22 protein-coding genes and 1 tRNA gene are annotated in these 23,286 nt (G+C 63.5%); 16 read left to right on the top strand and 7 right to left on the bottom strand.

The window, feature by feature from the left end; translation table 11 throughout:
• The first annotated feature begins 123 nt into the window (after nt 1-123).
• The gene (locus J2X35_RS06345) at nt 124-1,086 is read left to right on the top strand and encodes an AEC family transporter (RefSeq protein ID WP_056109733.1); all 963 of its coding nucleotides are present in this window, start codon (nt 124-126) and stop codon (nt 1,084-1,086) included.
• Here the strand turns inward: J2X35_RS06345 and J2X35_RS06340 are convergent.
• Nucleotides 1,060-2,274, bottom strand: a complete 1,215-nt coding sequence (locus J2X35_RS06340) for a UbiH/UbiF family hydroxylase (protein ID WP_310183064.1) — start codon at nt 2,272-2,274, stop codon at nt 1,060-1,062. The two genes, J2X35_RS06345 and J2X35_RS06340, sit on opposite strands and share 27 nt — an antisense overlap.
• Nucleotides 2,275-2,552: 278 nt before the next feature.
• On the opposite strand from J2X35_RS06340, the gene pcsA reads away from it, so the two are divergent.
• From pcsA to J2X35_RS06310, 6 genes are all read left to right on the top strand, one after another.
• Nucleotides 2,553-3,362 (top strand): phosphatidylcholine synthase, encoded by an 810-nt coding sequence (gene pcsA / locus J2X35_RS06335; RefSeq protein ID WP_244478726.1) that lies wholly within the window; start codon nt 2,553-2,555, stop codon nt 3,360-3,362.
• 3 nt (nt 3,363-3,365) lie between these two features.
• Entirely contained in the window at nt 3,366-4,343 is a 978-nt protein-coding gene (locus J2X35_RS06330) for a quinone oxidoreductase (protein ID WP_310183062.1), read from the top strand.
• Nucleotides 4,344-4,448: 105 nt separating this feature from the next.
• Nucleotides 4,449-6,026 (top strand): ABC transporter ATP-binding protein, encoded by a 1,578-nt coding sequence (locus J2X35_RS06325; protein WP_056109727.1) that lies wholly within the window; start codon nt 4,449-4,451, stop codon nt 6,024-6,026.
• The gene (locus tag J2X35_RS06320; protein ID WP_310183060.1) at nt 6,026-7,153 is read left to right on the top strand and encodes an ABC transporter permease; all 1,128 of its coding nucleotides are present in this window, start codon (nt 6,026-6,028) and stop codon (nt 7,151-7,153) included. The genes J2X35_RS06325 and J2X35_RS06320 overlap by 1 nt, the downstream gene beginning before the upstream one ends.
• The gene (locus J2X35_RS06315; protein WP_200946402.1) at nt 7,140-8,114 is read left to right on the top strand and encodes an ABC transporter permease; all 975 of its coding nucleotides are present in this window, start codon (nt 7,140-7,142) and stop codon (nt 8,112-8,114) included. The genes J2X35_RS06320 and J2X35_RS06315 overlap by 14 nt, the downstream gene beginning before the upstream one ends.
• A 39-nt stretch (nt 8,115-8,153) precedes the next feature.
• Nucleotides 8,154-9,221, top strand: coding sequence for a BMP family ABC transporter substrate-binding protein (locus tag J2X35_RS06310; RefSeq protein ID WP_310183058.1), 1,068 nt, complete (start codon nt 8,154-8,156; stop codon nt 9,219-9,221).
• A 104-nt stretch (nt 9,222-9,325) separates the two neighbouring features.
• Here J2X35_RS06310 and rimO read toward each other — a convergent pair whose 3' ends face one another.
• The 3 genes from rimO to J2X35_RS06295 form a co-directional block, all read right to left on the bottom strand.
• A complete protein-coding gene (rimO, locus tag J2X35_RS06305) occupies nt 9,326-10,639 on the bottom strand; it encodes a 30S ribosomal protein S12 methylthiotransferase RimO (protein WP_310183055.1) in 1,314 nt (437 codons plus the stop codon).
• 106 nt (nt 10,640-10,745) lie between these two features.
• On the bottom strand, nt 10,746-11,399 hold the full coding sequence (locus tag J2X35_RS06300; RefSeq protein ID WP_056115513.1) for a TerC family protein: 654 nt from the start codon (nt 11,397-11,399) through the stop codon (nt 10,746-10,748).
• A 271-nt stretch (nt 11,400-11,670) separates the two neighbouring features.
• Nucleotides 11,671-11,760: transfer RNA gene (locus J2X35_RS06295), tRNA-Ser, on the bottom strand.
• Nucleotides 11,761-12,064: 304 nt separating this feature from the next.
• On the opposite strand from J2X35_RS06295, the gene J2X35_RS06290 reads away from it, so the two are divergent.
• The 8 genes from J2X35_RS06290 to J2X35_RS06255 all read left to right on the top strand — a co-directional run bounded on the left by J2X35_RS06290 (nt 12,065) and on the right by J2X35_RS06255 (nt 20,115).
• On the top strand, nt 12,065-13,312 hold the full coding sequence (locus J2X35_RS06290; RefSeq protein WP_310183053.1) for a septal ring lytic transglycosylase RlpA family protein: 1,248 nt from the start codon (nt 12,065-12,067) through the stop codon (nt 13,310-13,312).
• A gap of 135 nt (nt 13,313-13,447) precedes the next feature.
• Nucleotides 13,448-14,581 carry a D-alanyl-D-alanine carboxypeptidase family protein gene (locus J2X35_RS06285; protein WP_056115512.1) on the top strand — a complete coding sequence of 378 codons (1,134 nt, stop codon included), beginning with the start codon at nt 13,448-13,450 and terminating at the stop codon, nt 14,579-14,581.
• Nucleotides 14,582-14,655: 74 nt separating this feature from the next.
• Complete coding sequence (gene tmk / locus J2X35_RS06280) at nt 14,656-15,324, top strand: dTMP kinase (protein ID WP_056109715.1); 669 nt, start codon at nt 14,656-14,658, stop codon at nt 15,322-15,324.
• On the top strand, nt 15,321-16,376 hold the full coding sequence (locus J2X35_RS06275; RefSeq protein WP_056109713.1) for a DNA polymerase III subunit delta': 1,056 nt from the start codon (nt 15,321-15,323) through the stop codon (nt 16,374-16,376). Before tmk ends, J2X35_RS06275 begins: the two co-directional genes overlap by 4 nt.
• 81 nt (nt 16,377-16,457) lie before the next feature.
• On the top strand, nt 16,458-18,011 hold the full coding sequence (metG, locus tag J2X35_RS06270; RefSeq protein ID WP_310183050.1) for a methionine--tRNA ligase: 1,554 nt from the start codon (nt 16,458-16,460) through the stop codon (nt 18,009-18,011).
• On the top strand, nt 18,011-18,805 hold the full coding sequence (locus tag J2X35_RS06265) for a TatD family hydrolase (RefSeq protein ID WP_310183049.1): 795 nt from the start codon (nt 18,011-18,013) through the stop codon (nt 18,803-18,805). Before metG ends, J2X35_RS06265 begins: the two co-directional genes overlap by 1 nt.
• Before the next feature lie 2 nt (nt 18,806-18,807).
• Complete coding sequence (locus J2X35_RS06260) at nt 18,808-19,626, top strand: MBL fold metallo-hydrolase (protein WP_310183047.1); 819 nt, start codon at nt 18,808-18,810, stop codon at nt 19,624-19,626.
• Nucleotides 19,627-19,641: 15 nt separating this feature from the next.
• On the top strand, nt 19,642-20,115 hold the full coding sequence (locus tag J2X35_RS06255) for a YbaK/EbsC family protein (protein ID WP_310183045.1): 474 nt from the start codon (nt 19,642-19,644) through the stop codon (nt 20,113-20,115).
• Between the two features lie 233 nt (nt 20,116-20,348).
• On the opposite strand, the gene J2X35_RS06250 is transcribed toward J2X35_RS06255, so the two are convergent.
• Together J2X35_RS06250 and J2X35_RS06245 are read right to left on the bottom strand one after the other, a co-directional pair.
• Nucleotides 20,349-21,002 carry an alpha/beta hydrolase gene (locus J2X35_RS06250; protein ID WP_310183043.1) on the bottom strand — a complete coding sequence of 218 codons (654 nt, stop codon included), beginning with the start codon at nt 21,000-21,002 and terminating at the stop codon, nt 20,349-20,351.
• Nucleotides 21,003-21,167: 165 nt separating this feature from the next.
• Complete coding sequence (locus J2X35_RS06245; protein ID WP_310183042.1) at nt 21,168-21,824, bottom strand: glutathione S-transferase family protein; 657 nt, start codon at nt 21,822-21,824, stop codon at nt 21,168-21,170.
• A gap of 246 nt (nt 21,825-22,070) precedes the next feature.
• Here J2X35_RS06245 and J2X35_RS06240 point away from each other — a divergent pair, with 246 nt between their 5' ends.
• On the top strand, nt 22,071-22,463 hold the full coding sequence (locus tag J2X35_RS06240; protein ID WP_310183040.1) for a GFA family protein: 393 nt from the start codon (nt 22,071-22,073) through the stop codon (nt 22,461-22,463).
• A gap of 27 nt (nt 22,464-22,490) precedes the next feature.
• Here J2X35_RS06240 and J2X35_RS06235 read toward each other — a convergent pair whose 3' ends face one another.
• On the bottom strand, nt 22,491-23,246 hold the full coding sequence (locus J2X35_RS06235; protein WP_310183037.1) for a heme ABC transporter permease: 756 nt from the start codon (nt 23,244-23,246) through the stop codon (nt 22,491-22,493).
• Nucleotides 23,247-23,286 lie beyond the last annotated feature (40 nt).

Genomic DNA, 23,286 nt, shown 5'->3' with positions numbered 1-23,286 from the left:
CTTACTCACCACTTGAATTTCTTATCTTATTTGGCGCACAGGGGCCTTTAGTTCAATCCCAAAGCGCTTGACGAAGCAGCAATCCGCGCGTTAGCGCCGGCTCTGGTTTCAGGCGATTGAGCAATGTCGGACGTTTTCGGTCTCGTACTTCCATTCTTCGGATTGATTTTCATCGGTTTCGTCGTGGCAAGAATTGCCCGGCAGCCGCTGGAAGCGCTCGGCTGGATGAACATCTTCATCATCTACGTCGCCCTGCCGGCCCTGTTCTTTCAGTTGCTGGCGAAGACGCCATTTGAGCAACTGACCGAGTGGGGGTTCATCCTCGGCTCTGCCTTTTCCACCCTCATCATCTTCTCCACCATGTTCATCGGCTCCATGCTGGTCTCGCGCGGCGAGATCGCAGAATCGACGATCAAGGGCTTCGCCGCCTCCTACGGCAACATCGGCTATATGGGGCCAGGACTGGCGCTGCTGGCGTTCGGCGAGCAGGCGGCGGTGCCGGTGGCGTTGATCTTCTGCTTCGAAAACGTCATGCATTTCATCATTGCGCCGCTGCTTATGGCGGTGTCCGGCAAGGAGCAGACCTCGCTGCCGCAACTGGTGACGGACGTGCTGCGCAAGATATTCCTGCATCCGTTCATCATCGCCACCTTTTTCGGCATTGCAGCGGCCTATTTCCAGATTCAGCCGCCGCAGGCTGTCAATCTACTGCTCGACTACCTTGCCCGCGCGGCGGCGCCCTGCGCGCTGTTCGCGATGGGGGTCACGCTGGCGCTGAGGCCGCTGAAGCGCGTGCCGCCGGAACTGGCGCCGATCGTCGTGCTGAAGCTGATCTGCCAGCCACTGCTTTGCTATGTGGTGCTGAGCTGGGTCGGAAATTTTTCCGAGACCTGGATGTTTTCGGCGGTGCTGCTGGCGGCTTTGCCGTCTGCCACCAACGTTTTCGTCATCGCCCAGCAATACAATGTATGGGTCCAGCGCGCCTCGGCCAGCGTGTTGATGACGACCTGCTTTTCGGTCATCACCGTGACGTGCCTGCTTTACATGATCCGCGCCGGCCTATTGCCGCCGGACCTGTTCCCGTAGCGATCCGAACAGCGCGGAAAGCCCGCTGCCGGGACGCAGCCCCTCGCGCATGAACAGGGCGCGCAGCGGCGCAATCCGGTCCAGCATGGCAAGACCGGCGCTTCGCGCCATCTGCGCCGGCAGCATGTCGGAGAGCAGCGAGGCGTTGAGCAGATTGACCGCGCCGCTGCGGGCCAGAATGTCGGGGCGGCGTTTCCGGTCATAGGCCGCCAAGGCATTGGAATCGCCGGGATCGGCTTGATTTTTCGACACGATTTCAATCAGATCGCTGACATCCTTGATGCCGAGATTAAGCCCCTGCGCGCCGATGGGCGGAAACAGGTGCGCGGCTTCGCCGACCAGCGCCACGCGGTTCTGGGCGAAACGGCGCGGCGCCGCCGCCGACAGCGGATAGACCTGCCGGCCCGGCTCGACCGTCACCCGCCCGAGCATGGACTGCATCTGCGTCTCGATGCGGCGCGACAGCGTTTCGTCATCCAGTTCCGCCAATTCGGCAGCCGTCTTCGGCTTGACCACCCAGACGAGGCTCGACCGGTCGCCGGGCAGGGGCACCTGCGTGAAGGGTCCGGTTTCGGTGTGGAACTCGGTCGAGGTGAAGCCGTGCCCGCGCGCGTGGCCGAAATTCACGACCAATGCCGCCTGCGGGTAGGCATGGTTGCTGACCTCGATGCCCGCGGCCTCGCGCGCCGGCGACATACGTCCGTCCGCCGCGACGGCGAGCGCTGCAACGTGCTCTTCGCCATTGGCGAGGATGGCCCGGACACGATCCGTCTCGAACGCCCAATGCGACACAAGCGCCTTGCTCCAGACTATGGCGGGGTGGGCGGACACCGCGTCGACCAGCGCCTCGACAAGCACCTTATTCGGCATGTTAAGGCCGAAATACGCCTCGTCGATCTCGCTGGCGCGGAATGTCACCACCGGACTGCGGACCAGCCGCCGCGTCGCATCGACGATGCGCATCACCTGCAAGGGCGCCGCCTGGCCTTCCAGGCGATCCAGCACGCCCATCTTCGCCAGCATGGCGAGCGCGGGATTCATCAGCGCCGTTGTCCGGCCGTCCGTTCCCGCCGGTGCAGGCCCGGCAAGCACGACCGGAAACCCTGCATCGGCAAGTCCCAGCGCGGCAATCAGGCCGACAGGACCGGTGCCGGCGACGAGGATATTTGCTGTGCGAGGCTGTTCCACCGGCCATCCAATGCTGCGCGCCGGCAATCCGGCTTGTCATGGAGCATATAATGCGCTGGCCCTCGAACGATCAACGCGGCGATTTGAACAATCGCCTTACGTCGATAGTGCCGGGATATCGCTTGTGCGGGAAGCCGTGCTGCTATTAGTCTCTGGCGAAATTCGGGGAAAAAGAATGGCTGTGGCCGGAACGACCAGAAAGCTCATGCTCCCCAGGCGCCGTGCGCCTGCATCCTGCAATCCGCGAAACGGGTCCGTACGTCATGCCGGCGCCTGACGTGAAGAAGAAGCCACGGCTGCCCAAGGCGATATCGGAGCGCATTCCCCGACCGAAGAAAAAGGTGACGTGGCCGCAGGCGCGCGCCTTCTCGGTTCACCTTCTGACGGCATCCGGTTCCTTCCTCGCTTTCCTGTCGCTGGTGGCGGCGAGCGAGGAGCGGTGGACCGCGATGTTCTGGTGGCTCGGCCTTGCCCTGCTTGTCGACGGCATCGACGGTCCGGTCGCCCGCAAGCTGGAGGTCAAGGAAATCCTGCCGACATGGTCGGGCGAATTGCTCGACAACGTCATCGACTACGTGACCTATGTGATGATCCCGGCCTTCGCGCTCTACCAACGCGGCTTCATGGGCGAGGGGTTGTCGTTCCTCTCCGCGGCGATCATCGTGGTGTCGAGCGCCATCTACTATGCCGACACCGGCATGAAGACGAAGGAGAATTTCTTCAAGGGGTTCCCCGTCGTCTGGAACATGGTGGTGTTCACCCTGTTCGTCATCGAACCGGGTGAATGGGTTTCGTTCGCGGTCGTCGTCGTCGCCGGCATCCTCACCTTCGTTCCGGTTAATTTCATCCATCCGGTGCGCGTCATCCGCCTGCGGCCGATCAATCTCGGCATGACGCTCTTGTGGTGCGCCTTCGGCGGACTGGCGCTGGCGCAATCGGCGCTCGCGTCCTTCTACGACCAGATCGGCGTTCTGGGAGAGCAGGCCGGCATCTTCACCAAGGTCGGCATCACCATCACCGGCATCTATCTTTTCTGCATCGGCGGGGTGATGCAGCTATTTCCCAAACTCGGCGCGAAGAAGGCCTGATCCATGTCCAACGCTATACTCGTCCACGCCCATGGCGGTCCCGAAGCCATGGTCTACGGCTCCGCTGATCCGGGCAGGCCGGGCAACGGGCAGATCCTGGTCGAGCACAAGGCGATCGGGCTGAATTTCATCGATGTCTATTTCCGCACCGGCCTCTATCCGGCGCCGAACGGCCTGCCGATGACGCCCGGCGGCGAGGCGGCCGGCGTGGTCCTGGAAGTGGGAGAGGGCGTCGACTGGCTGAAGGCGGGAGACCGTATCGCCTACGCCGTCAGCATCGGCGCCTATGCCGATCGGCGTGTCATCGATGCGGCCAAGGTGGTCAAGCTTCCCGACGGGATAAGCTTCGAGCAGGCGGCGGCGATGATGCTCAAGGGCATGACGGCGGAATATCTTCTGCTGCGCACCTTCAAGGTCAAGCCGGGCGACACGATCCTCTATCATGCGGCAGCGGGCGGCGTCGGCCTCATCCTCGGCCAGTGGGCGAAACACCTCGGCGCCACCGTCATCGGCACGGCCGGCTCGGCCGACAAGATCGAACTGGCCAAGGCGCACGGCTTCGACCACGTCATCAATTACCGGGAGCAGGATTTCGTCGCCGAAGTGGCGTCGATCACCGGTGGCCGCAAATGCGACGTCGTCTACGATTCGGTCGGCAAGGATACGTTCGAAGGCTCGCTCGACTGCCTCAGGCCGCTCGGCCTGATGGCGCTGTTCGGGCAGTCGTCGGGATCGGTGCCGCCGTTCAACCTCGGCATACTTGCCCAGAAGGGCTCGCTCTACGTCACCAGGCCGACCCTGTTTGTCTACAATGCGCGCCGGGATGACCTCGAAAAATCCGCCGCCGCGCTGTTCGACGTGGTCAAGAGCGGCGCGGTCAAGATCAAGATAAACCAACGCTATGCGCTCAAGGATGCGGCCCAGGCGCATGCTGACCTGGAGGGCCGCAAGACGACGGGGACGACGGTTCTTATCCCTTGAGTTTTCGCTGAAATTCTTGAAGCTCTTTCAAGTGGCTGCTGCTTTGCGTGTTAGGGCCTGCGTGCCTACGATGCCATCGGGAACACAGAACATATCTGGGAACAGATGGGAGGCACTGTGAGTGCACATCACGACGCCGAGACTCTGCTCGAGGTTCGCGGGCTGACGAAGATATTCGGCACGCTCAAAGCCTGCGACAATGTCGATCTCAATATCGCCAAGGGCGAAATCCATGCGTTGCTTGGCGAAAACGGCGCCGGCAAATCGACGCTGGTGAAGATGTTGTTCGGCTCGCTCGAACCGTATTCCGGCCAGATCCTGTGGCAGGGCCAGCCGGTCGCGATCACCAGTCCGGGCGTCGCCAAGAAACTCGGCATCGGCATGGTCTTCCAGCATTTCTCCCTGTTCGAGGCGCTGAGCGCGGCGGAAAACATCGCGCTGTCGCTGGATGATGGCGCGCCGATCGGCCAGATCGCCGCCAAGGCGAGGGCTCTTTCCTACAGCTACGGGCTGCCGCTCGATCCGGATTCACTGGTCGGGGACCTCTCGGTCGGCGAACGCCAGCGCATCGAGATCATTCGCTGCCTGCTGCAGACGCCGCAACTCATCATTCTCGACGAGCCGACCTCGGTGCTGACCCCGCAGGAGGCGGACAAGCTGTTCGAAACGCTGGAACGGCTGCGTGCCGAGGGCAAATCCATCCTGTACATCTCGCATCGTCTCGAGGAGGTGAAGCGCATCTGCGACCGCGCCACCGTTTTGCGGCACGGCAAGGTGGTCGGCCATTGCAATCCGCGCGAAGAGACGGCGGCCTCTCTGGCGCGCATGATGGTCGGCAGCGAGGTCAAAAGCGTCGTGCGGGCACCTTTGGAGGGGATCGCCCAGGCGCAGACCCTGCTGGAAATCAACGGGCTGAGCCGCAAGCCGGCGACCCCCTTTTCCGTTCCGCTGACGAACATCCGGCTTGCCGTCAGGGCAGGCGAGGTCATCGGCATCGCCGGTGTCGCCGGCAACGGCCAGGGCGAATTCTTCGAAGCCATTTCCGGCGAAGCAAGACAGTCGGATGCCGCCGCCGTGCGCATTCGCGGCAAGGATGCAGGCAGGCTCGACATCACCGGGCGCCGGCTTCTGGGCGCGGCCTTCGTGCCGGAAGAGCGGCTCGGCCACGGGGCAGCCCCGCGCATGAAGCTTTCGGAAAACCTGCTGCTTTCGCGCCATGCCACTGACGGCAAGGCTTTCGTCGGCACTGGCGGGGTGACGAAAAGCGCTTCGATCTACAATGCCGCGCAGCGCATCATCGAGGTGATGGATGTGCGCAAAAGCGCTCCCGATCCGGAGGCCGCAGCCCTTTCCGGCGGCAATCTGCAGAAATTCATCGTCGGGCGTGAGCTCGACCGCAGCCCCGCCGTGATGGTCGTCAACCAGCCGACATGGGGCGTCGACGCCGGCGCCGCCGCGCATATCCGGCAGGCCCTGATCGAACTGGCGCGGGCGGGATCGGCGGTTCTTGTCATCAGCCAGGACCTCGACGAGCTGTTCGAGATCTCCGACGCGATCGCCGTCATGCACAATGGCACGCTGTCCGCGCCCATGCCGGCCGCCGAAGCGACCTTGGAAAAGATCGGGCTGCTGATGGGTGGCGCCGAACCCGGCCATGCGCCGCATGAAGGGGAGGCGGCCTGATGCGCATCGAACTCATCAAGCGCCCGCAGCGCTCGGCGCTGTTCAGCGTCGTGTCGCCCTTCATCGCCTTGGGCCTGACGGTCGTGGTCGGGGCAATCATGTTCGCCCTGCTCGGCAAGAACCCGGTCATGGCGCTGTACTACTACTTCATCGATCCGCTGCTGGAGGTTTGGTCCTGGCACGAGCTGGCGATCAAGGCGGCCCCGCTGATCCTGATCGGCGTCGGCCTTGCCATCTGCTTCCGCTCCAACAACTGGAATATCGGCGCGGAGGGACAGCTGATCATCGGCGCGATTGTCGGTTCGATCATCCCGGTCATGTTCCCCGATTTCCAGACCTGGCTGACGCTGCCGCTGATGCTGTTGATGGGCATCGTGGGCGGCGCGGCCTATGGCGCCATCCCTGCCTTCCTGAAAACGCGCTTCAACACCAACGAAATCCTGACCAGCCTCATGCTTGTCTATGTCGCGCAGCTGGTGCTCGACTGGGTGGTGCGTGGACCGTGGCGCGATCCCAAGGGCTTCAATTTCCCGCAGACGATCCAGTTCAGCCCGGCGGCGACGCTGCCTGAGATCATGCCGACGTCCGGCCGCGCCAACTGGGGCTTTGTCTTCGCCATCGTCGCCGCGCTTCTGCTCTGGTTCATGCTGTCGCGCATGCTGAAGGGCTTCGAAGTCCGGGTGCTCGGCCAAAGTCCGCGGGCAGGGCGCTTCGCCGGCTTCTCCTCGTCCAGGATGGTGTTCTTCGCCTTCCTCATCTCCGGCGGTCTCGCCGGGCTGGCCGGCATTTCGGAAGTGTCGGGGGCCATCGGCAAGCTGCAGCCGACGATCTCGCCCGGTTACGGCTTCACCGCCATCATCGTGGCGTTCCTCGGCCGCCTGAATCCGCTCGGCATCATCTTCTCAGGGTTGCTCCTGGCGCTCACCTATCTCGGTGGCGAGGCCGCGCAGATATCGCTCGGCGTCTCCGACAAGGTCGTGCGCGCCTTCCAGGGCATACTCCTGTTCTTCGTGCTCGCCGCCGATACGCTCATCCTCTACCGGATCAGGCTCGTGAGACCTGTGGCCAAGACGATGGAAACCGCGCCCTCGCCGGCGCCTGTGGAGGTTACCCATGGGAATGCTTGAAGCGATCCTGCTGACGATCGCAACCGCCTCCACGCCATTGCTGATCGCCGCACTCGGCGAACTGGTGGTCGAGCGCTCCGGCGTTCTCAATCTCGGCACCGAGGGCATGATGCTGATGGGCGCCGTCACCGGCTTCGGCGTCGCCCTTTCCACCGGCTCGCCGTGGCTCGGCGCGCTGGCCGCCATCCTCGTCGGCGCGGTGTTCTCGCTGCTGTTCGGCATATTGGCGCTGTCCTTCGTCACCAATCAGGTCGCGACCGGCCTGGCATTGACGCTGCTCGGCACCGGTTTCTCCGGCATGCTCGGCGTTGGCTTCGTCGGCCAGCCGGGCGTGCGGATGACGAATATCTATATTCCGGGCCTTTCCGACCTGCCGCTTGTGGGGCGGTTGCTGTTCGGCCAGGACCCGCTTTTCTACCTGTCCATCGTGCTGGTCATCGCCGTATCGTGGTTCCTGTTCCGCACTCGCGCCGGCCTCACCCTGCGCGCCGTCGGCGACAATCACGGCTCCGCGCATGCGCTCGGCATCTCGGTCATCGGCATCCGCTATCTCGCGGTGATGTTCGGCGGCGCCTGCGCCGGTCTGGCGGGGGCGCAGCTTTCGCTGGTCTACACGCCGCAATGGGTGGAGAACATGACGGCCGGGCGCGGCTGGATCGCGCTGGCGCTGGTGGTGTTCGCCTCCTGGCGGCCATGGCGGGTTCTGGCAGGCGCCTATCTGTTTGGCGCCATCACCATTGCGCAGCTGCACATACAGGCGATCAACCTTGGCGATTTGTCCTTCCTGCCGGGTCCGCTCTACGCGCTGGCGGCCGGCGTAAAATCCCTGCCCAGCCAGTTTCTTTCTGCGCTGCCCTATCTGGCCACGGTGCTCGTTCTTGTTCTAATCTCGCGCAATAAGCGGCTCACGATGATGAACACGCCGGCATCGCTCGGCAGCGCCTTCGTGCCAGACAGGTAAGGGATCTAAAAGACTATGGGACACCAGAGAGGTAACACAATGAAGAAAACCATGATCGCCCTGGCCGCCGCGGCCGCCATGGCGTCGCTGACGACGGGAGCACAGGCACAGGAAAAGCTGAAGGCCTGCTGGGTCTATGTCGGCCCGATCGGCGATTTCGGCTATTCCTACCAGCACGACCAGGGCCGGCTGCAGGTCGAGAAGGAACTCGGCGACAAGGTCGAGACGTCCTACCTCGAAAACGTGCCGGAAGGACCGGATTCCGACCGCGCCTTCGAGCGCCTGGCCCGCGAAGGCTGCAAGATCATCTTCGGCACGTCCTTCGGCTTCATGGATTCCATGGTCAAGGTCGCCGCCAAGTTCCCGGACATCAAGTTCGAGCACGCCACCGGCTACAAGAAGTCCGACAATCTGGCCATCTACAACGCCCGCTTCTACGAAGGCCGCTACATTCTCGGCCAGATCGCGGCGAAGGAATCGAAGAAGGGCCTGGCCGGCTACATCGTGTCCTTCCCCATTCCCGAAGTCGTCATGGGCATCAATTCGTTCATGCTCGGCGCGCAATCGGTCAATCCCGACTTCAAGATCAAGATCGTCTGGGTGAACTCCTGGTTCGATCCGGGCAAGGAAGCGGACGCCGCCAAGGCGCTGTTCGACCAGGGCGCCGACATCATCGTCCAGCACACCGACTCGACCGCCGCCCTGCAGGTCGCCGAAGAGCGCGGCCTTAAAGGCTTCGGCCAGTCCTCCGATATGGCCAAGTTCGCGCCCAAGGCGCAGATGACGGCCATCGTCGACGACTGGGCTCCGTACTACCTCGAGCGTGTCAAGGCGGCGCTGGACGGCAGCTGGAAGACCTCCGACACCTGGGGCGGCATCAAGGATGGCGAAGTCGTGATGTCGCCTTACGCCAATATGTCGGATGAAACCAAGAAGATGGCCGAGGAAACCGAAGCCAAGATCAAGGGCGGCTGGAACCCCTTCACCGGCCCGGTGATGAAGCAGGACGGCTCCGAATTCCTCAAGGACGGGCAGGTCGCCGACGACGCCACGCTTCTCGGCATGAACTTCTACGTCAAGGGCGTGGACGACAAGCTGCCGCAGTAAGTTCGTCGGCATGACAAATTAAAGGGCGCCTTCGGGCGCCCTTTCTCGTTCCGCTGCCGACCGGAACGTATCAAGCGTTCCGGTCGCGCTTCATTCGAACGGTTCTAGACCGCCGCGCCGTAGAGGTCGTAGGCGTCGGCGCGGTCGATCTTGACGGTGACGATGTCGCCTGACCGCAGCGGCCGCCGCGACTGGATATGCACCGCGCCGTCGATTTCCGGCGCGTCGTACCGGGTGCGGCCCCTGGCGGCGTTGCCATGCGCCTCGTCGATGATGACCGGCAGGCGCTTGCCGACCTTCTTCGCCAGCTGAACAGCCGAAATCTTCTGCTGGCGCTGCATGAAGCGGTGCCAGCGCGCTTCCTTGATGTCCTCGGGCACCTGTTCGAGGCCGAGTTCGTTCGAGCGCGCGCCGCCCACCGGCTCGTATTTGAAGCAGCCGGCCCGGTCGATTTTTGCTTCGTCCAGCCAATCGAGCAGCATCTCGAAATCCTCATCCGTCTCGCCGGGGAAGCCGATGATGAAAGTCGAGCGGATGGCGAGGTCGGGGCAGATGTCGCGCCAGGAGCGGATGCGGTCCAGCGTCTTTTCGCCATGCGCGGGACGGCGCATGTTCTTCAGCACGCGCGGCGAGGCGTGCTGGAACGGTATGTCGAGATAGGGGAGAATCCGGCCGTCCGCCATCAGCGGGATGACGTCGGCGACATGCGGGTATGGGTAGACGTAGTGCATCCGCACCCAGACGCCGAGCTTGCCGAGTTCCTCGGCGAGGTCGAGGAATTTGGCGCGGACCTCGCGCTCCTGCCAGATGCTGGTCTGGTATTTGATGTCGACGCCGTAGGCGCTGGTGTCCTGCGAGATGACGAGGATTTCCTTGACGCCTGCCTTGGCCAGCTTTTCCGCCTCGCGCAGCACGTCGGCCGCCGGACGGGAAACGAGATCGCCACGCAGGGCAGGGATGATGCAGAAGGTGCAGCGGTTGTTGCAGCCTTCGGAAATCTTCAGATAGGCATAGTGGCGCGGCGTCAGCTTGACGCCCTGCGGCGGCACCAGGTCGACATAGGGATCGTGCTGCGGCGGCGCGGCCTCGTGCACCGCGGCCATGACGCTCTCATAGGCCTGCGGCCCGGTGATGGCCAGCACATTGGGATGCTTCTCGCGGATCAGCTCCGGCGTGGCTCCCATGCAGCCGGTGACGATCACCTTGCCGTTTTCCTTCAGCGCGGTGCCGATGGCGTCGAGCGACTCGGCGCGGGCGGAATCCAGAAAGCCGCAGGTGTTGACCACGACCAGGTCGGCGCCGTCATGCTTGCGCGCGATCTCGTAGCCTTCGGCGCGCAGGCTGGTGAGGATGCGTTCTGAATCGACGAGCGCTTTCGGGCACCCGAGGCTGACGAAGCTGACGCGTGGGGCGGTCATTGCAAATTTCCGGCCATTGAAACGAGGCGGCGCAGTATCACAGTTCCGGCCGCATGGATACGGCCGGAACGACGGAGGCAAGCCTGCTTGCGAAAACGCCGAGCGCTCAATTCACCGCGTTGTTGACGTGCGGCAGGATTTCGATCCAGCCGCGATAGACCATGTCGAGCGCGACATAGAGGATGATCAAAAGGCCGATATAGGCGATCCAGCGGAAGCGATGCAGGAGACGGGCGATGAAAGTGGCGGCAAGGCCCATCAATGCGATGGACAGCACAAGGCCGATGATCAGCACGGCGAAATGGTCGCGCGCCGCGCCGGCCACCGCCAGCACATTGTCCAGCGACATGGAGACGTCGGCGATGACGATCTGGGTTGCCGCCTGGCGCAGGGTCTTGCGCGGCGTCTTGCCGGTGGCGTCGCCGGCGTAGTTGGAGTTGGACAGGGCTTCGGTGGCTTCGTGCTCCTCGGCGTGCGACGTGCGCAGTTCGCGCCACATCTTCCAGCATACCCACAGAAGCAGGATGCCGCCAACCAGGAGCAGGCCAAGGATGGCGAGCAACTGTACGGTGACCGCCGCAAACAGGATACGCAGGACCGTCGCCGCGATGACGCCGATGAGGATGGCCTTCTTGCGCTGTTCGACGGGAAGCCCGGCGGCGGCAAGGCCGATGACGATGGCGTTGTCGCCTGCCAGCACCAGATCGATGGCGATGACCTGAAGGAGGGCTGAAAAACCCGGGCCGGTGAAAATCTCCATCATGTGGAAAACCCTCCTTTCGATGTCTAGATTTGCGTAACTCGTCGCCTAACGTGCGCACTTCCTCCACGTCAAGCATTCATCGCGACATCAAACAAAAAAGCCGCGCGGGACGAGGGTTTTCCGGGGTTTTTGGCCAGCCAGGCTTGGCAACCGCCATAAATGGCGCATGGAAGAGACGGAGTTCGAACTCTCGTCCAGCCGGCGATTGCCCGCCCGCCGTTCAGGCCGCCCCATGGAGCTTGGAGCGAATTGGCTGAGATACGGAAACTGGCGGAGGGAGTGGGATTCGAACCCACGGTGGGCTCGCACCCACGCCGGTTTTCAAGACCGGTGCCTTAAACCGCTCGGCCATCCCTCCGGACTGCTGCTGTATGCGTGAAGCGCTTCGGCTTTTCAAGGCGCTTGCAAGAGGGTGTTCAAGACGCTTGCCGGGAAGCGGGCCGCACGCCTTGACGGGCTGCCGGTCCAATCCGATGCTGTCGGACGGCCGGAACGGGGCGGAACGCCACAATATCGCCGGTTTCTCGCCGCAATCGATTAATAGCGTGCTAAACAATTCCTGCGCAAAAAGGATATGGGGTTGAGCGCTGGATTGCCGGGAATAGCTTGCCTCCGCTTGTGTTTCGTGTAGCGGCGTCGGGACTGTAGGGGACAATCACAAAATGCAGGTTATGGCGCGCCCGCGTCTTCGTCGCGCATCGGCCTTCGTTCTCGTTGCGGCCTCCGCCGCGCTGCTGGCCGCCTGTGCGACCCCGCAGCCCAAGGGCATGGTCAACACCAAGAGCCGCTCGAAGGAGTATTTCGCCGAATCCGAATATGGCGTGAAGGCCAGCCCGCGCGTCACGAATGCCCGCTATGGCATCAAGCGCGGCGGCGGCCGGGACCAGCTCGGTAAGCCCTACCAGGTGCGGGGCAAGTGGTATTACCCCAAGGAAGACCGGAAGTATTCAAAGGTCGGTTCGGCCTCCTGGTATGGCGACGCTTTCCATGGCCGGCTGACGGCGAATGGCGAAATCTACGACGTCAGCCATCTGACGGCGGCGCATCCGACCATGCCGCTGCCGAGCTATGCGCGGGTGACGAACATGGCCAATGGCAGTTCGGTCATCGTGCGGGTGAACGATCGCGGTCCGTATCATGACGGGCGCATCATCGACCTGTCGAAGCGCGCCGCCGAAATGCTGGACTATGCCCATAGCGGCACAGCCAGGGTCAAGGTCGACTATGTCGGGCGCGCGCCGCTGGACGGCCATGACGACCAGTATCTGATGGCATCCTACCAGACGGGCAACAAGCCTCTGGATCCGTCGGTCGGTCTGCCCACCGGGGTGATGATCGCCATGAACGGCGCAACGCCAAGCGCGGCGCCTGGCGGCGCCGGCGCGGTTCCGTTCCCGGGCCAGCTCTCCAATTCGCGCGGCGAGGCTGCCTTCCAGCCAATGCTGGCGGCGCAGGCTCCCGCCGCTGGCGAGCTGACGCTGCCCGATTTCGGCCCGATCGCGCCGGAGCGTCCCGACCTCGGCGGCCGCCAGCCGCCGTTCGCCGTCGCGTCGCTTTCCTATGCCGATGAGCGCGTCGGCAGCGCCGCGCAGGCTTTCGCCGCCATGGAGAGAAGCGCCATGTCGTCCTCCGACATCGTCGCTTCGTGGAAGCGGGCCAACCCCGGCGATGCGCGCATCGACAACACGGGCGAATATGTCGCCGTCGGCACCTATGAGGATGCCGCGCAGGCGGAACGCATGGCCAATGCACTTTCCGGCATCGGCAAGGGCGTGATCGACAAATCCGGGACGGACGGCCACGCCTGGTATTCCGTCAGCCTTCGCCCCGACGGCCGGCGCAGCATCGACGCCATGCTCGAAGCCGCCTGGTCCAGCGGCGCGGCCGACGCACTCGTCGTGCGGGACTGACGCGGCGGCTTCCTGGCAAAGTCTCACCTGTTGCCCGGCTCGCCGAGCGCCTGCTAGGCTGCGTGGGGCGAAACATGGAGCCGGGGAGGGCGCATCGCAGTGAGCAACAGTGGCCGCAGATCGATCGCGGTGATCATGGCTGTGCTGACTCTGATGCTGGTTGCGACGGCGGATGCCCACGCGCAGCTTTTCGAAACCAAGGCGGCCCACGCCTTCATGATCGACGCCGAAACCGGCGCGGTGCTTTTCTCCAAGGACGCCGACGCACTGATCCAGCCGGCGTCGCTGGCGAAGCTGATGACGGTCGAGATGGCCTTTGCGGCGCTCAAGTCCGGGCGCTTCACATTAGACAGCACCTTCGTGGTCAGCGAACATGCGTGGCGCACCGGCGGCGCGCCGTCGGGCACATCGACCATGTTCGCGGCGCTCAAATCGTCGATCCGGCTCGAAGACCTGATTCAGGGGATCACCGTGCAGGCCGCCAATGACGGCTGCATCATCGTCGCCGAGGGGTTCGCCGGCTCGGAGGATAATTTCGCCCGCCAGATGACCGAGCGGGCGCGCGTCATCGGCCTGCAGAAATCGACCTTCGTCAACGCGACCGGGCTTCCGGGCGCAGGCCAGCAGACTTCGGTGAGGGAACTTGCGCTGTTGGCGCTGCATCTGTGGCGGGAATATCCGAACCTGTACCGCTACTATGCCGGCAAGGACTTCACCTGGAACAAGATATTGCAGCGCAACCGCAATCCGCTGCTTTCCGCCGATATCGGCGCGGACGGCCTAGCGGTCGGCGCCAGCGACCAGGACGGCTTCGGCATCGTTGGCTCGGCGCAGCAGGGAAATCGCCGCGTGATCGTCGCCATGAGCGGGCTGGCGGACGACCGGGAGCGGGCCGAGGAAGCGCGCAAGCTGGTCGACTGGGGCCTGCATTCCTTCGACAGGAAGACGATATTCGGCGACGCTGAAATCGTCGGCCAGGCGCAGGTGTTTGGCGGGGCGAAGTCGGAGGTGGGACTGAAAGCGAAAGGTCCGGTCGAGATTTTCCTCCCGGTCGGCAACCAGGACAGCCTGACGGCGCGCATCGTCTACAACGGTCCCTTGGCGGCGCCGGTGGAGGAGGGCCAGCCGGTCGGTTCGCTGCGCGTGACGATCGGCGACACGCTGAGCCAGGAGGTGCCGTTGTTCGCAGCCGAGACGGTGGAAACCGGTTCGCTGCCGCGCCGCGCGATGGACGCCGCGAAAGAGCTTGCAGTGGGCTGGCTGCGCTAGTTCGATTGGTCTCCTGCGTGGACCTTGCGGCGAGTCAGGGCTAAGACGGTCCGGTGAAACTTCAGGGTCCGGCATTGGCGAACGGTTTTTTCCTCACATTCGAGGGCGGTGAAGGCGCCGGCAAGTCGACGCAGATCCAGCGTCTTGCGGCAAAACTGCGCGCCAAGAAATACGATGTCGTGGTGACGCGCGAACCTGGCGGCTCGCCGGGGGCCGAGGCCGTGCGGCACGTGCTTCTTTCCGGCGCGGCCGAACCGTTCGGGCCGAAAATGGAGGCGCTGCTGTTCGCCGCCGCCCGTTCCGACCATGTTGAGCAGGTCATCCGCCCGGCGATCGGGCGCGGCGCGATCGTCCTGTGCGACCGGTTCATGGACTCCTCCCGGGTCTATCAGGGCGTCACCGGCGGGCTGGATGAAGATTTCATGGACCTCCTGGAGCGCATCGCCGTCAACGGCATGGCGCCGGACCTGACGCTGATCCTCGACCTCGACCCGCAAGAGGGGCTGCGCCGTGCGACCGTGCGCCGGAATCAGGAACAGCCGGATCGTTTCGAGAAGGAAACGCTCGCCATCCATCAGCGCCGACGCGAGGCTTTTCTGGCAATTGCGCATAACGAACCGGAACGCTGTGTCGTGATCGACGCTTCTCGTACTCCGGAGGAGGTCGAGGATGCCGTCACCGACGCGGTGTTCGCCGCTCTGGAAAGCAAACTCGCGGGGAAAAAGCAGGCGGCGTCGGCATGATTTTCGAACGCATCGCGCCCGAGCAGCACGACACGCTGGACGGTGTTGCCGAACCGTCGGAAAACCCGCGCCTGGTGGGGCAGGCGCAGGTGGCCGATATGCTGGCCGCCGCCTACCGCTCTGGAAAGCTGCCGCACGCCCTCATCCTGGCCGGGCCGGTGGGTATTGGCAAGGCGACGCTCGCCTTCCATGTGGCGCATCATGTCCTCAAGCATCCGCACGCCGAGGCAGCGCCTGAACGGCTGGCCGTGCCCGATCCCGCGTCGGGGCTTTTCCGCCAGATCGCGACAGGGGCGCATCCGTCGGTCCTGCATCTGACCCGGCCGCTGAACGACAAGACGAAGACATTCAAGAGCGTGGTGACGGTCGACGAAATCCGCAAGGTCAGCCAGTTCCTGTCGCTGACCTCGCACGACGGCGGCTACCGGGTGGTCATCATCGATCCGGCCGACGACATGAATGTCAATGCTGCCAATGCCTTATTGAAGAATCTTGAGGAGCCGCCTTCAAGAACGCTGTTCATTCTCGTCGTCCATGCGCCGGGCAGCCTGCTGCCGACAATCCGGTCGCGTTGCCAGATGATCCGGATATCGCCGCTGGACAGGGACAGTCTTTTCGAAGTGCTGGAGACCATAGAGCCGCCGCCGCCCGAAGACGCCGCGGCACGCACGGCGCTCGCCGAGCGGGCAGGGGGCAGCGTGCGCGCCGCCGTCCTGCTGACCCAGTATGGCGGGCTGGAGATCGCATCCGCGCTCGACCGGCTGGTGGCTTCGAAGCGACCGGACATTGCCGGCGCGCACCGCCTTGCCGATGCGGTGGCGGGCCGTGACCAGGCGATCCCGTTCGATATCTTCAACAGCCATGCACTCGCGCTTCTGGAAACCGCCGCAAGCGAGGCGGCTGCTTCAGGGGCGCTTGGCCGCGCCAAAACGCTGTCTGACACTTGGCATGAGGCGCGCCAGGCTATAGTTGAGACCGAGACATACAATCTCGACAAGAAGCAGCACGCCTTGACGATGATCGACCGCCTGAACTCTGCGATGCGAATGTGATGCGTCCGGCGCGGGATGGCGTTCGCCTTTCCGATGCGATATCCACCGCTGCATTCCTTCAGATATTCATGACGGCATCCCATGTCCCGCGAAAAATTCTACATTACCACCGCCATTTCCTACCCGAACGGCAAGCCGCATATCGGCCATGCCTATGAGCTGATTGCGACCGACGCGCTGGCGCGCTTCCAGCGCCTGGACGGCAAGGACGTGTTCTTCCTCACCGGCACCGACGAGCACGGCATCAAGATGCTGCAAACGGCCAAGAAAGAGGGCATCTCGGCGCGCGAACTGGCGGACCGCAACGCGGTCGAGTTCAAGCGCATGGCGACGGCGCTGAACGCGTCGAACGACGACTTCATACGCACCACCGAGAAGCGCCACTACGAGGCCTCCCAGGCTATCTGGAAGGCGATGGCCGCCAATGGCGACATCTACAAGGGCGGCTATGCCGGCTGGTACTCGGTGCGCGACGAAGCCTATTACGGAGAGGAAGAAACCGAGGTCCGCGCCGACGACGTGCGCTACGGTCCGCAGGGCACGCCGGTCGAATGGGTGGAGGAGGAGAGCTATTTCTTCCGGTTGTCCGCCTATCAGGACCGCCTGCTGGCGCTCTATGAGAACCAGCCCGATTTCATCGGCCCCTCGGAACGCCGCAACGAGGTCGTCAGCTTCGTCAAATCCGGGCTGAAGGATCTGTCGATCTCCCGCACCACGTTCGATTGGGGCGTGCCGGTGCCGGGCGACGAGAAGCATGTCATGTATGTGTGGGTCGATGCGCTGACAAACTACATCACGGCAGCCGGCTATCCAGATGAAAAAGCAGAGAAATGGGATTTCTGGCCTGCCAATGCCCATATCATCGGCAAGGACATTGTGCGCTTCCACGCCGTCTACTGGCCGGCGTTCCTGATGTCGTCCGGCATCGAGTTGCCGAAGCGCGTCTTCGGCCACGGCTTCCTGTTCAACCGCGGCGAGAAGATGTCGAAATCCGTCGGCAACGTCATCGATCCATTCACGATGGTCGAACACTACGGCCTCGACCAGGTGCGCTATTTCTTCCTGCGCGAAGTCCCGTTCGGGCAGGACGGCAGCTACAGTCACGAGGCCATCGTCAACCGGACCAATGCCGACCTGGCGAACGATCTGGGCAATCTGGCGCAGCGGTCGCTGTCGATGATCGCCAAGAACTGCGCAGGCGTCGTGCCACGGCGCGGCGAGTTGGCGGAAGCCGATCGCGCCATCCTGTCCCAGGCCGACGCGGCGCTGGTCACCGCGCGAAAGGCGATGGCGGAGCAGGGCATCCATCTGGCGCTGGCCGCGATCTTCGGCGTCGTCGCCGAGGCGAACCGCTATTTTGCCGCGCAGGAGCCGTGGGCGCTGAAGAAGACCGACCCGGCGCGGATGGAAACCGTGCTGTGGACGACGGCCGAGGTGATCCGCCGCGTCGGCATATTGTGCCAGCCCTATATCCCGGGTTCCGCGGCGAGGCTGCTCGATACGCTGGCGGTGCGGGAAGAGGAGCGCAGCTTCGCGCACGTCGTGGACGCGCACGCGCTGGTGGCCGGAACGCCGCTACCGGCGCCGCAGCCGGTGTTCCCGCGCTATGTCGAGCAGGCCGAGGGCAGCGCCTGATGCTGGTCGATAGTCACTGCCATCTCGATTTTCCGGATTTCGCCGAGGAGCGGGCGGCCGTTGTCGCCCGTGCCCGCGCCGCCGGTGTTGGTCGGATGGTGACGATCTGCACGCGTGTGAAGCGTTTCCAGCAGGTGCTTGAAACAGCAGAATCTTTCGACGAAGTCTATTGTTCGGTCGGCACGCATCCGCACAACGCCGCCGAGGAGCCGGACGTGTTGGTCGGCGAGCTTGTCGAGTTGTCCGGCCATCCGAAGGTTGTGGCGATCGGCGAAGCGGGGCTGGACTACCACTATGACGGCGCGCCGCATGATGTTCAGGCCAAGGTGTTCCGCACTCACATCGCGGCCGCCCGCGAAACCGGCCTGCCGCTGGTCATCCATGCGCGCGATGCCGACGACGACATGGCGGCCATACTGGAGGACGAGACAGGGAAGGGCGCCTTCCCGTTCATCCTGCACTGCTTTTCGTCCGGCCGCAGGCTGGCGGAAATCGGCGTGGCGCTGGGGGGCTATGTCTCTTTCTCCGGCATCCTGACTTTCAGGAACTCCGAGGAATTGCGTTCAGTCGCGGCGAATGTTCCGCATGACCGGTTGCTGGTGGAGACCGACGCGCCCTATCTCGCGCCCGTTCCGCATCGTGGCAGGCGCAACGAACCGGCATTTGTCGCCGACACCGCCCGTGTGCTGGCCGAGACAATAGGGGTGAATGCGGACGAGGTTGCCGCCATCACCACGGACAATGTCTTCCGTCTGTTCAAGAAGATGCCGCGCGCCGGCACGCCGGACGCCTGAGCGTGACGGACCTGCTGCGCCTGACGATCCTTGGCTGCGGTTCTTCGCCTGGCACGCCGCGGCTGACCGGCGACTGGGGCAATTGCGACCCGGCCAATCCAAGAAACCGCCGCATGCGCTGCGCCGCGCTGGTGGAACGCATCAAGCCGGATGGCCGTCGCACCACCGTCACCATAGACACCGGCCCCGATTTTCGCGAGCAGATGCTGCTGGCGAAGGTGACGCACATGGATGGCGTGGTCTATACGCACCCGCACGCCGACCATATTCACGGCATCGACGATCTGCGCAGCTTCGTCCTGACACAGCGCAAGCTCGTGGACATTTTTGCCGACGAACCGACGCTGGAGCGCCTGCGCGCCGCATTCGGCTATTGCTTCGAGACGCCAGCCGGCAGTTCCTATCCACCCATCCTCATGGCCCACACGATCGACCATGCCAGGCCGGTGCGCGTGGAAGGAGAGGGGGGTCCCCTCACCTTCGAGCCGCTGCCGCAAATCCATGGCGACATCGTCTCGCTTGGTTTTCGCATCGGCCCGCTGGCCTATTGCCCCGATGTCAGCGACTTTCCCGCTGCGACGGCCGAGAAGCTGCAAGGGTTGGATGTGCTGGTGATCGATGCGCTGCAATACCGCCCGCATCCCAGCCATCTGTCGCTGGCGGAAGCGCTGGAGTGGATTGGCCGGTTGCAGCCGCGCCGCGCGATCCTGACCCATATGCATATTCCGCTCGACTACGCGACAGTGGCCGCCGAGACGCCGGCAAACGTCGAGCCGGCCTATGACGGCATGACGATCGAAATTCCATATGAATCAAACTGATGGACGAGATTTCTTATGGCTGGCAGCATTGAACGTGTGACGCAGGCTGCTGTCGCCGCAGGCCTCGAAATCGAGATCCTGCGGATGGGCGCTTCGACGCGCACCGCCGAAGATGCCGCGCTCCAGTGCGGCTGCAGCGTGGCGCAGATCGTCAAGTCATTGATCTTCCAGGGTGAATCCAGTGGGAAACTCTATCTCTTCCTGGTCGCTGGCAACAACCGGCTCGATATCGGTAAAGCAGCCTCGTTGGCAGGCGAAGCGCTGAAGCGGGCCGATCCGCGCCACATACGCGACGAAACCGGCTTCGCCATCGGCGGCGTTTCGCCGATCGGCCACCTGATTGTCATTCCGGCGTTTGCCGACGAGACGCTTCTTGGTTTCGATCAGGTCTGGGCCGCTGCCGGGGCGCATGACGCTGTATTCTCAGCCGAGCCGCGCGCCTTGCTGGCTGCCGCGCGTGCACGCGCAGCCGATCTCGCCGCGGCCTGAGGCGCTGGCGTGTTGGGGACGGACGAGCAGACGGAGACGAAAGGAGCCAAACCGTTGCAGGGCAAGCCATTTCGGGCGCGGTCTGCATCCGTGTCAGTTCCATAATCTATCTTATGCGACTTATGCGTAAGCGCCGGGATTGCTTCTTCAACTGCGGTGTAACCCCTCTACCCGACGTCATAGCGCCGCGCCGCCAACCGGGATTGACCTCCAATGGCCAGGCAGTGCCTCGATCAGACTTGAGCCAGCAATAATTCCGCCAAGGCTTCCGGTTCCAGCCGAGCAATGTTGTGCCCGCAATTCAAGGCGACTGTCGACCACGCAGGGTCAGCGCTTAAGCGTTGATAGAGATCGAGGAACGGACTTCCTTCCCATCCATGTGCGCCAATGAAGATTTTTTGGCGCACCTCGCGCCAGCGTCCGCTGAGACTGATCGACTGAAGAAACGTTCCCATCGGATGCGGCCGGCATCGCGGCTCCAGATGCGGCGGCGGCATGCAATTCAATCCGTCGGCCCTGGCGCCAGCCACGAAAACGTCTCGAAAACGGGAGGTCGTCAGCGACCAGACGGAATCGCCGGATTCGGGGACATAGGCGTCGATATAGACCAATGCTCGAATGCGGGCCGGTTCGGCATCCGCGGCGCCACTGACGACCATGCCGCCGTAGGAGTGTCCAGCCACGACCACATCGTCACCATGCGCCTTAACCGCGCTGATGGCTTCTTTTATGTGAGTGTCGAGATTGGCCGTTGGGGCGGGAATATCGCCGAGACCCGACAGAGTAATGGGCAGTGCTTTATGCCCGCGCGCGGTGAGGATGCTTGCGACTTTCTCGAAAGCCCAACCGCCCTGCCAGCCTCCGGGTATCAAGATGAAAGTCGCCATTTGCCGATCCCTGATTCACGTTCGCGAACTCTAGCGCCCTCCTTGGCGAAAATGGAGCCGTTCGACCAATAGGATGCAACACCCTGCCCGCGCTGCGTAGCGCTTCGGCTGGAGCGGCAGGCCACGATCATTCTGGAATGATGCGCGGTCGTCTTCGGCGTCGCTCTAGACGGCTGCTTTCGGCCCGTCCGCGAAAACCGCCAGTTGGGCGGCGAAAGCACGCTTGAAGGCGGGCCTCGCTTCGGCGCGGGCGATATAGGCGGCGAGGTTCGGGTATTCCTCCAGCAGGCCGGATGGACGCAGCCTGGCCAGAACATGCACCATCATCAAATCCCCTGCGCTGAAGGCGCCGTCGAGCCAGTCGGAATCGCCAAGGCGAACTGAGAGTTCGCGCAGCCGATCACGGATGCGGTCCTTGACGAGCGGCAGGCGTTGTTCGAACCAGGGCTTGTCCCCCTCCCCGAATTTGAGGGTCTGCAGTTCGAGGATTGGCGGCTCCACTGTGCTGACCGCGGCAAACATCCAGGTGATCGCCCGCGCGCGCGCGTTGGCATCGTCCGGCAGCAGGCCCGTATGGCGCTGCGCAATATGGAATATGATGGACCCGGACTCGAAGAGAGCGAGATCGCCTTCTTCATAGGTCGGAATCTGGCCGAAAGGATGCAGGGCACGATGCGCCGGCTGCTTCATCTCTTTGAATGAAACGAGACGAACGTCGTAAGGCTGTCCCACTTCTTCGAGCGCCCAGTGAACGCGCATGTCACGCGCCAGTCCCTGGCCGCGGTCGGGAGAGCTTTCAAAGGCCGTAATGGTGGGGATCATTGGAAGGCTCCGAGGCATTGCGTGACGTCACCCAGCGCAACGTGGTGGGTCAAGATCTGTTTCCGCATCTCTTCATCCTTCTTTCAAGTGGGGCATTCAAAGGACGCAAGACGAGGTGGAATTCCGACATACACCGGAAAAAATGAGTGGATTCCTGCAGGGGATCACATGAAGGTTGAGCCCTACCCCTGCAGAATTAGGCAGGCGCCGGCAAATTATTGGCGGCCAGCATAGAGGAGACGCGGTATGGACCGATTCACGGGCGGCTGCCTTTGCGGCGATGTCCGGATTGTCGCGGCGGGGCGCCCGTATCGGGTGGGCGTTTGCCATTGTCTCGATTGCCGCAAGCATCATGGGGCGCTTTTTTACGCCGCCGCGGTGTTCCCCCAGGCTGCAGTGACGATTGCGGGCGAAACACGCGACTATGCGGGGCGGTTTTTCTGTCCGCGCTGCGGCTCCTCCGTCTTCGCTCGCAGCGGCGACGAGATCGAGGTGCATCTGGGATCGCTGGATGCGCCGGACCAGTTGGCGCCGACCTACGAAAGCTGGATCATCCGCCGCGAGTCCTGGCTGCCACCATTTCCGTTGACGAGACGCTACGAGCGCGATCGGGAGGCAGCGGGCCGCTCCGAGGGGTAGGCCGCGGGATCAATACCCGCTTGGGCTCTATGCTTCGGCGTTGCGCGCCGCCAGCCGGCGCATGGACGTCACCCGCCGCCGGCGGATTTCCGTCCGCATCGCCGTCATGTGCAGGGCGAAGAAGAGTACGGTGAAGCCCGCGGCCATCACCAGCAGCGGCCACAGGAGGCTGGGTGCGATGGTCGGGCCATCGAGGCGGAACACCGAAGCTGGCTGATGCAGCGTATTCCACCAATCGACCGAGAACTTGATGATCGGCACGTTGATGAAGCCGACCAGGGTGATGACGGCTGCGGCCCAGGCCGCCCTGCCCGCATCGTCGAGCGCCCGCGTCAGTGCGATGATGCCGAGATACATCAGGAACAGCACGAAGACCGATGTCAGTCGCGCATCCCAGACCCACCATGTGCCCCACATCGGCTTGCCCCATATGGAGCCGGTCACAAGGGCGAGCGCGGTGAACACGGCGCCGATCGGAGCGGCGGCCTTCAGCGCGACATCCGCCAGCGGATGACGCCAGACCAGCGTGCCGAGCGCGGAAATCGCCATCAGCGTGTAGCACATCATCGACAGCCAGGCGAAAGGCACATGGATGTACATGATGCGGACGGTGATGCCCTGCTGGAAATCCTCGGGCGCGGCGAAGCTCATATAGAGGCCAATGGCGAGCAAGGCGGCGGCCACGACAGACAGCCATGGCACCAGCCTGTCGGCAAGCGCCATGAAGCGGGTCGGGTTTGCTATGCTGCTCCAGCCTGCAGAGCCTGCGCTTGTATCGCTCATGGGCCTCTAGATAGACCTGCACGCACAAGACGGCAATTGC

The sequence above is a fragment of the Mesorhizobium sp. BE184 genome (assembly GCF_031457045.1).
Taxonomy (GTDB): Bacteria; Pseudomonadota; Alphaproteobacteria; order Rhizobiales; family Rhizobiaceae; genus Mesorhizobium.
Note: the sequence above shows the minus strand (reverse complement) of the source record. Positions and strands in the feature narration are given on the sequence as shown.

Coding starts and splice junctions, on each gene's coding strand:
- J2X35_RS06320 (WP_310183060.1), top strand. CDS start 6,026: ATGCGCATCGAACTCATCAAGCGCCCGCAGCGCTCGGCGCTGTTCAGC.
- J2X35_RS06330 (WP_310183062.1), top strand. CDS start 3,366: ATGTCCAACGCTATACTCGTCCACGCCCATGGCGGTCCCGAAGCCATG.
- J2X35_RS06245 (WP_310183042.1), bottom strand. CDS start 21,824: ATGATCCCCACCATTACGGCCTTTGAAAGCTCTCCCGACCGCGGCCAG.
- J2X35_RS06240 (WP_310183040.1), top strand. CDS start 22,071: ATGGACCGATTCACGGGCGGCTGCCTTTGCGGCGATGTCCGGATTGTC.
- J2X35_RS06310 (WP_310183058.1), top strand. CDS start 8,154: ATGAAGAAAACCATGATCGCCCTGGCCGCCGCGGCCGCCATGGCGTCG.
- J2X35_RS06300 (WP_056115513.1), bottom strand. CDS start 11,399: ATGGAGATTTTCACCGGCCCGGGTTTTTCAGCCCTCCTTCAGGTCATC.
- J2X35_RS06275 (WP_056109713.1), top strand. CDS start 15,321: ATGATTTTCGAACGCATCGCGCCCGAGCAGCACGACACGCTGGACGGT.
- J2X35_RS06285 (WP_056115512.1), top strand. CDS start 13,448: ATGGCTGTGCTGACTCTGATGCTGGTTGCGACGGCGGATGCCCACGCG.
- J2X35_RS06290 (WP_310183053.1), top strand. CDS start 12,065: ATGCAGGTTATGGCGCGCCCGCGTCTTCGTCGCGCATCGGCCTTCGTT.
- J2X35_RS06255 (WP_310183045.1), top strand. CDS start 19,642: ATGGCTGGCAGCATTGAACGTGTGACGCAGGCTGCTGTCGCCGCAGGC.
- J2X35_RS06235 (WP_310183037.1), bottom strand. CDS start 23,246: ATGAGCGATACAAGCGCAGGCTCTGCAGGCTGGAGCAGCATAGCAAAC.
- J2X35_RS06265 (WP_310183049.1), top strand. CDS start 18,011: ATGCTGGTCGATAGTCACTGCCATCTCGATTTTCCGGATTTCGCCGAG.
- J2X35_RS06325 (WP_056109727.1), top strand. CDS start 4,449: ATGGGAGGCACTGTGAGTGCACATCACGACGCCGAGACTCTGCTCGAG.
- metG (WP_310183050.1), top strand. CDS start 16,458: ATGTCCCGCGAAAAATTCTACATTACCACCGCCATTTCCTACCCGAAC.
- rimO (WP_310183055.1), bottom strand. CDS start 10,639: ATGACCGCCCCACGCGTCAGCTTCGTCAGCCTCGGGTGCCCGAAAGCG.
- J2X35_RS06345 (WP_056109733.1), top strand. CDS start 124: ATGTCGGACGTTTTCGGTCTCGTACTTCCATTCTTCGGATTGATTTTC.
- J2X35_RS06315 (WP_200946402.1), top strand. CDS start 7,140: ATGGGAATGCTTGAAGCGATCCTGCTGACGATCGCAACCGCCTCCACG.
- J2X35_RS06250 (WP_310183043.1), bottom strand. CDS start 21,002: ATGGCGACTTTCATCTTGATACCCGGAGGCTGGCAGGGCGGTTGGGCT.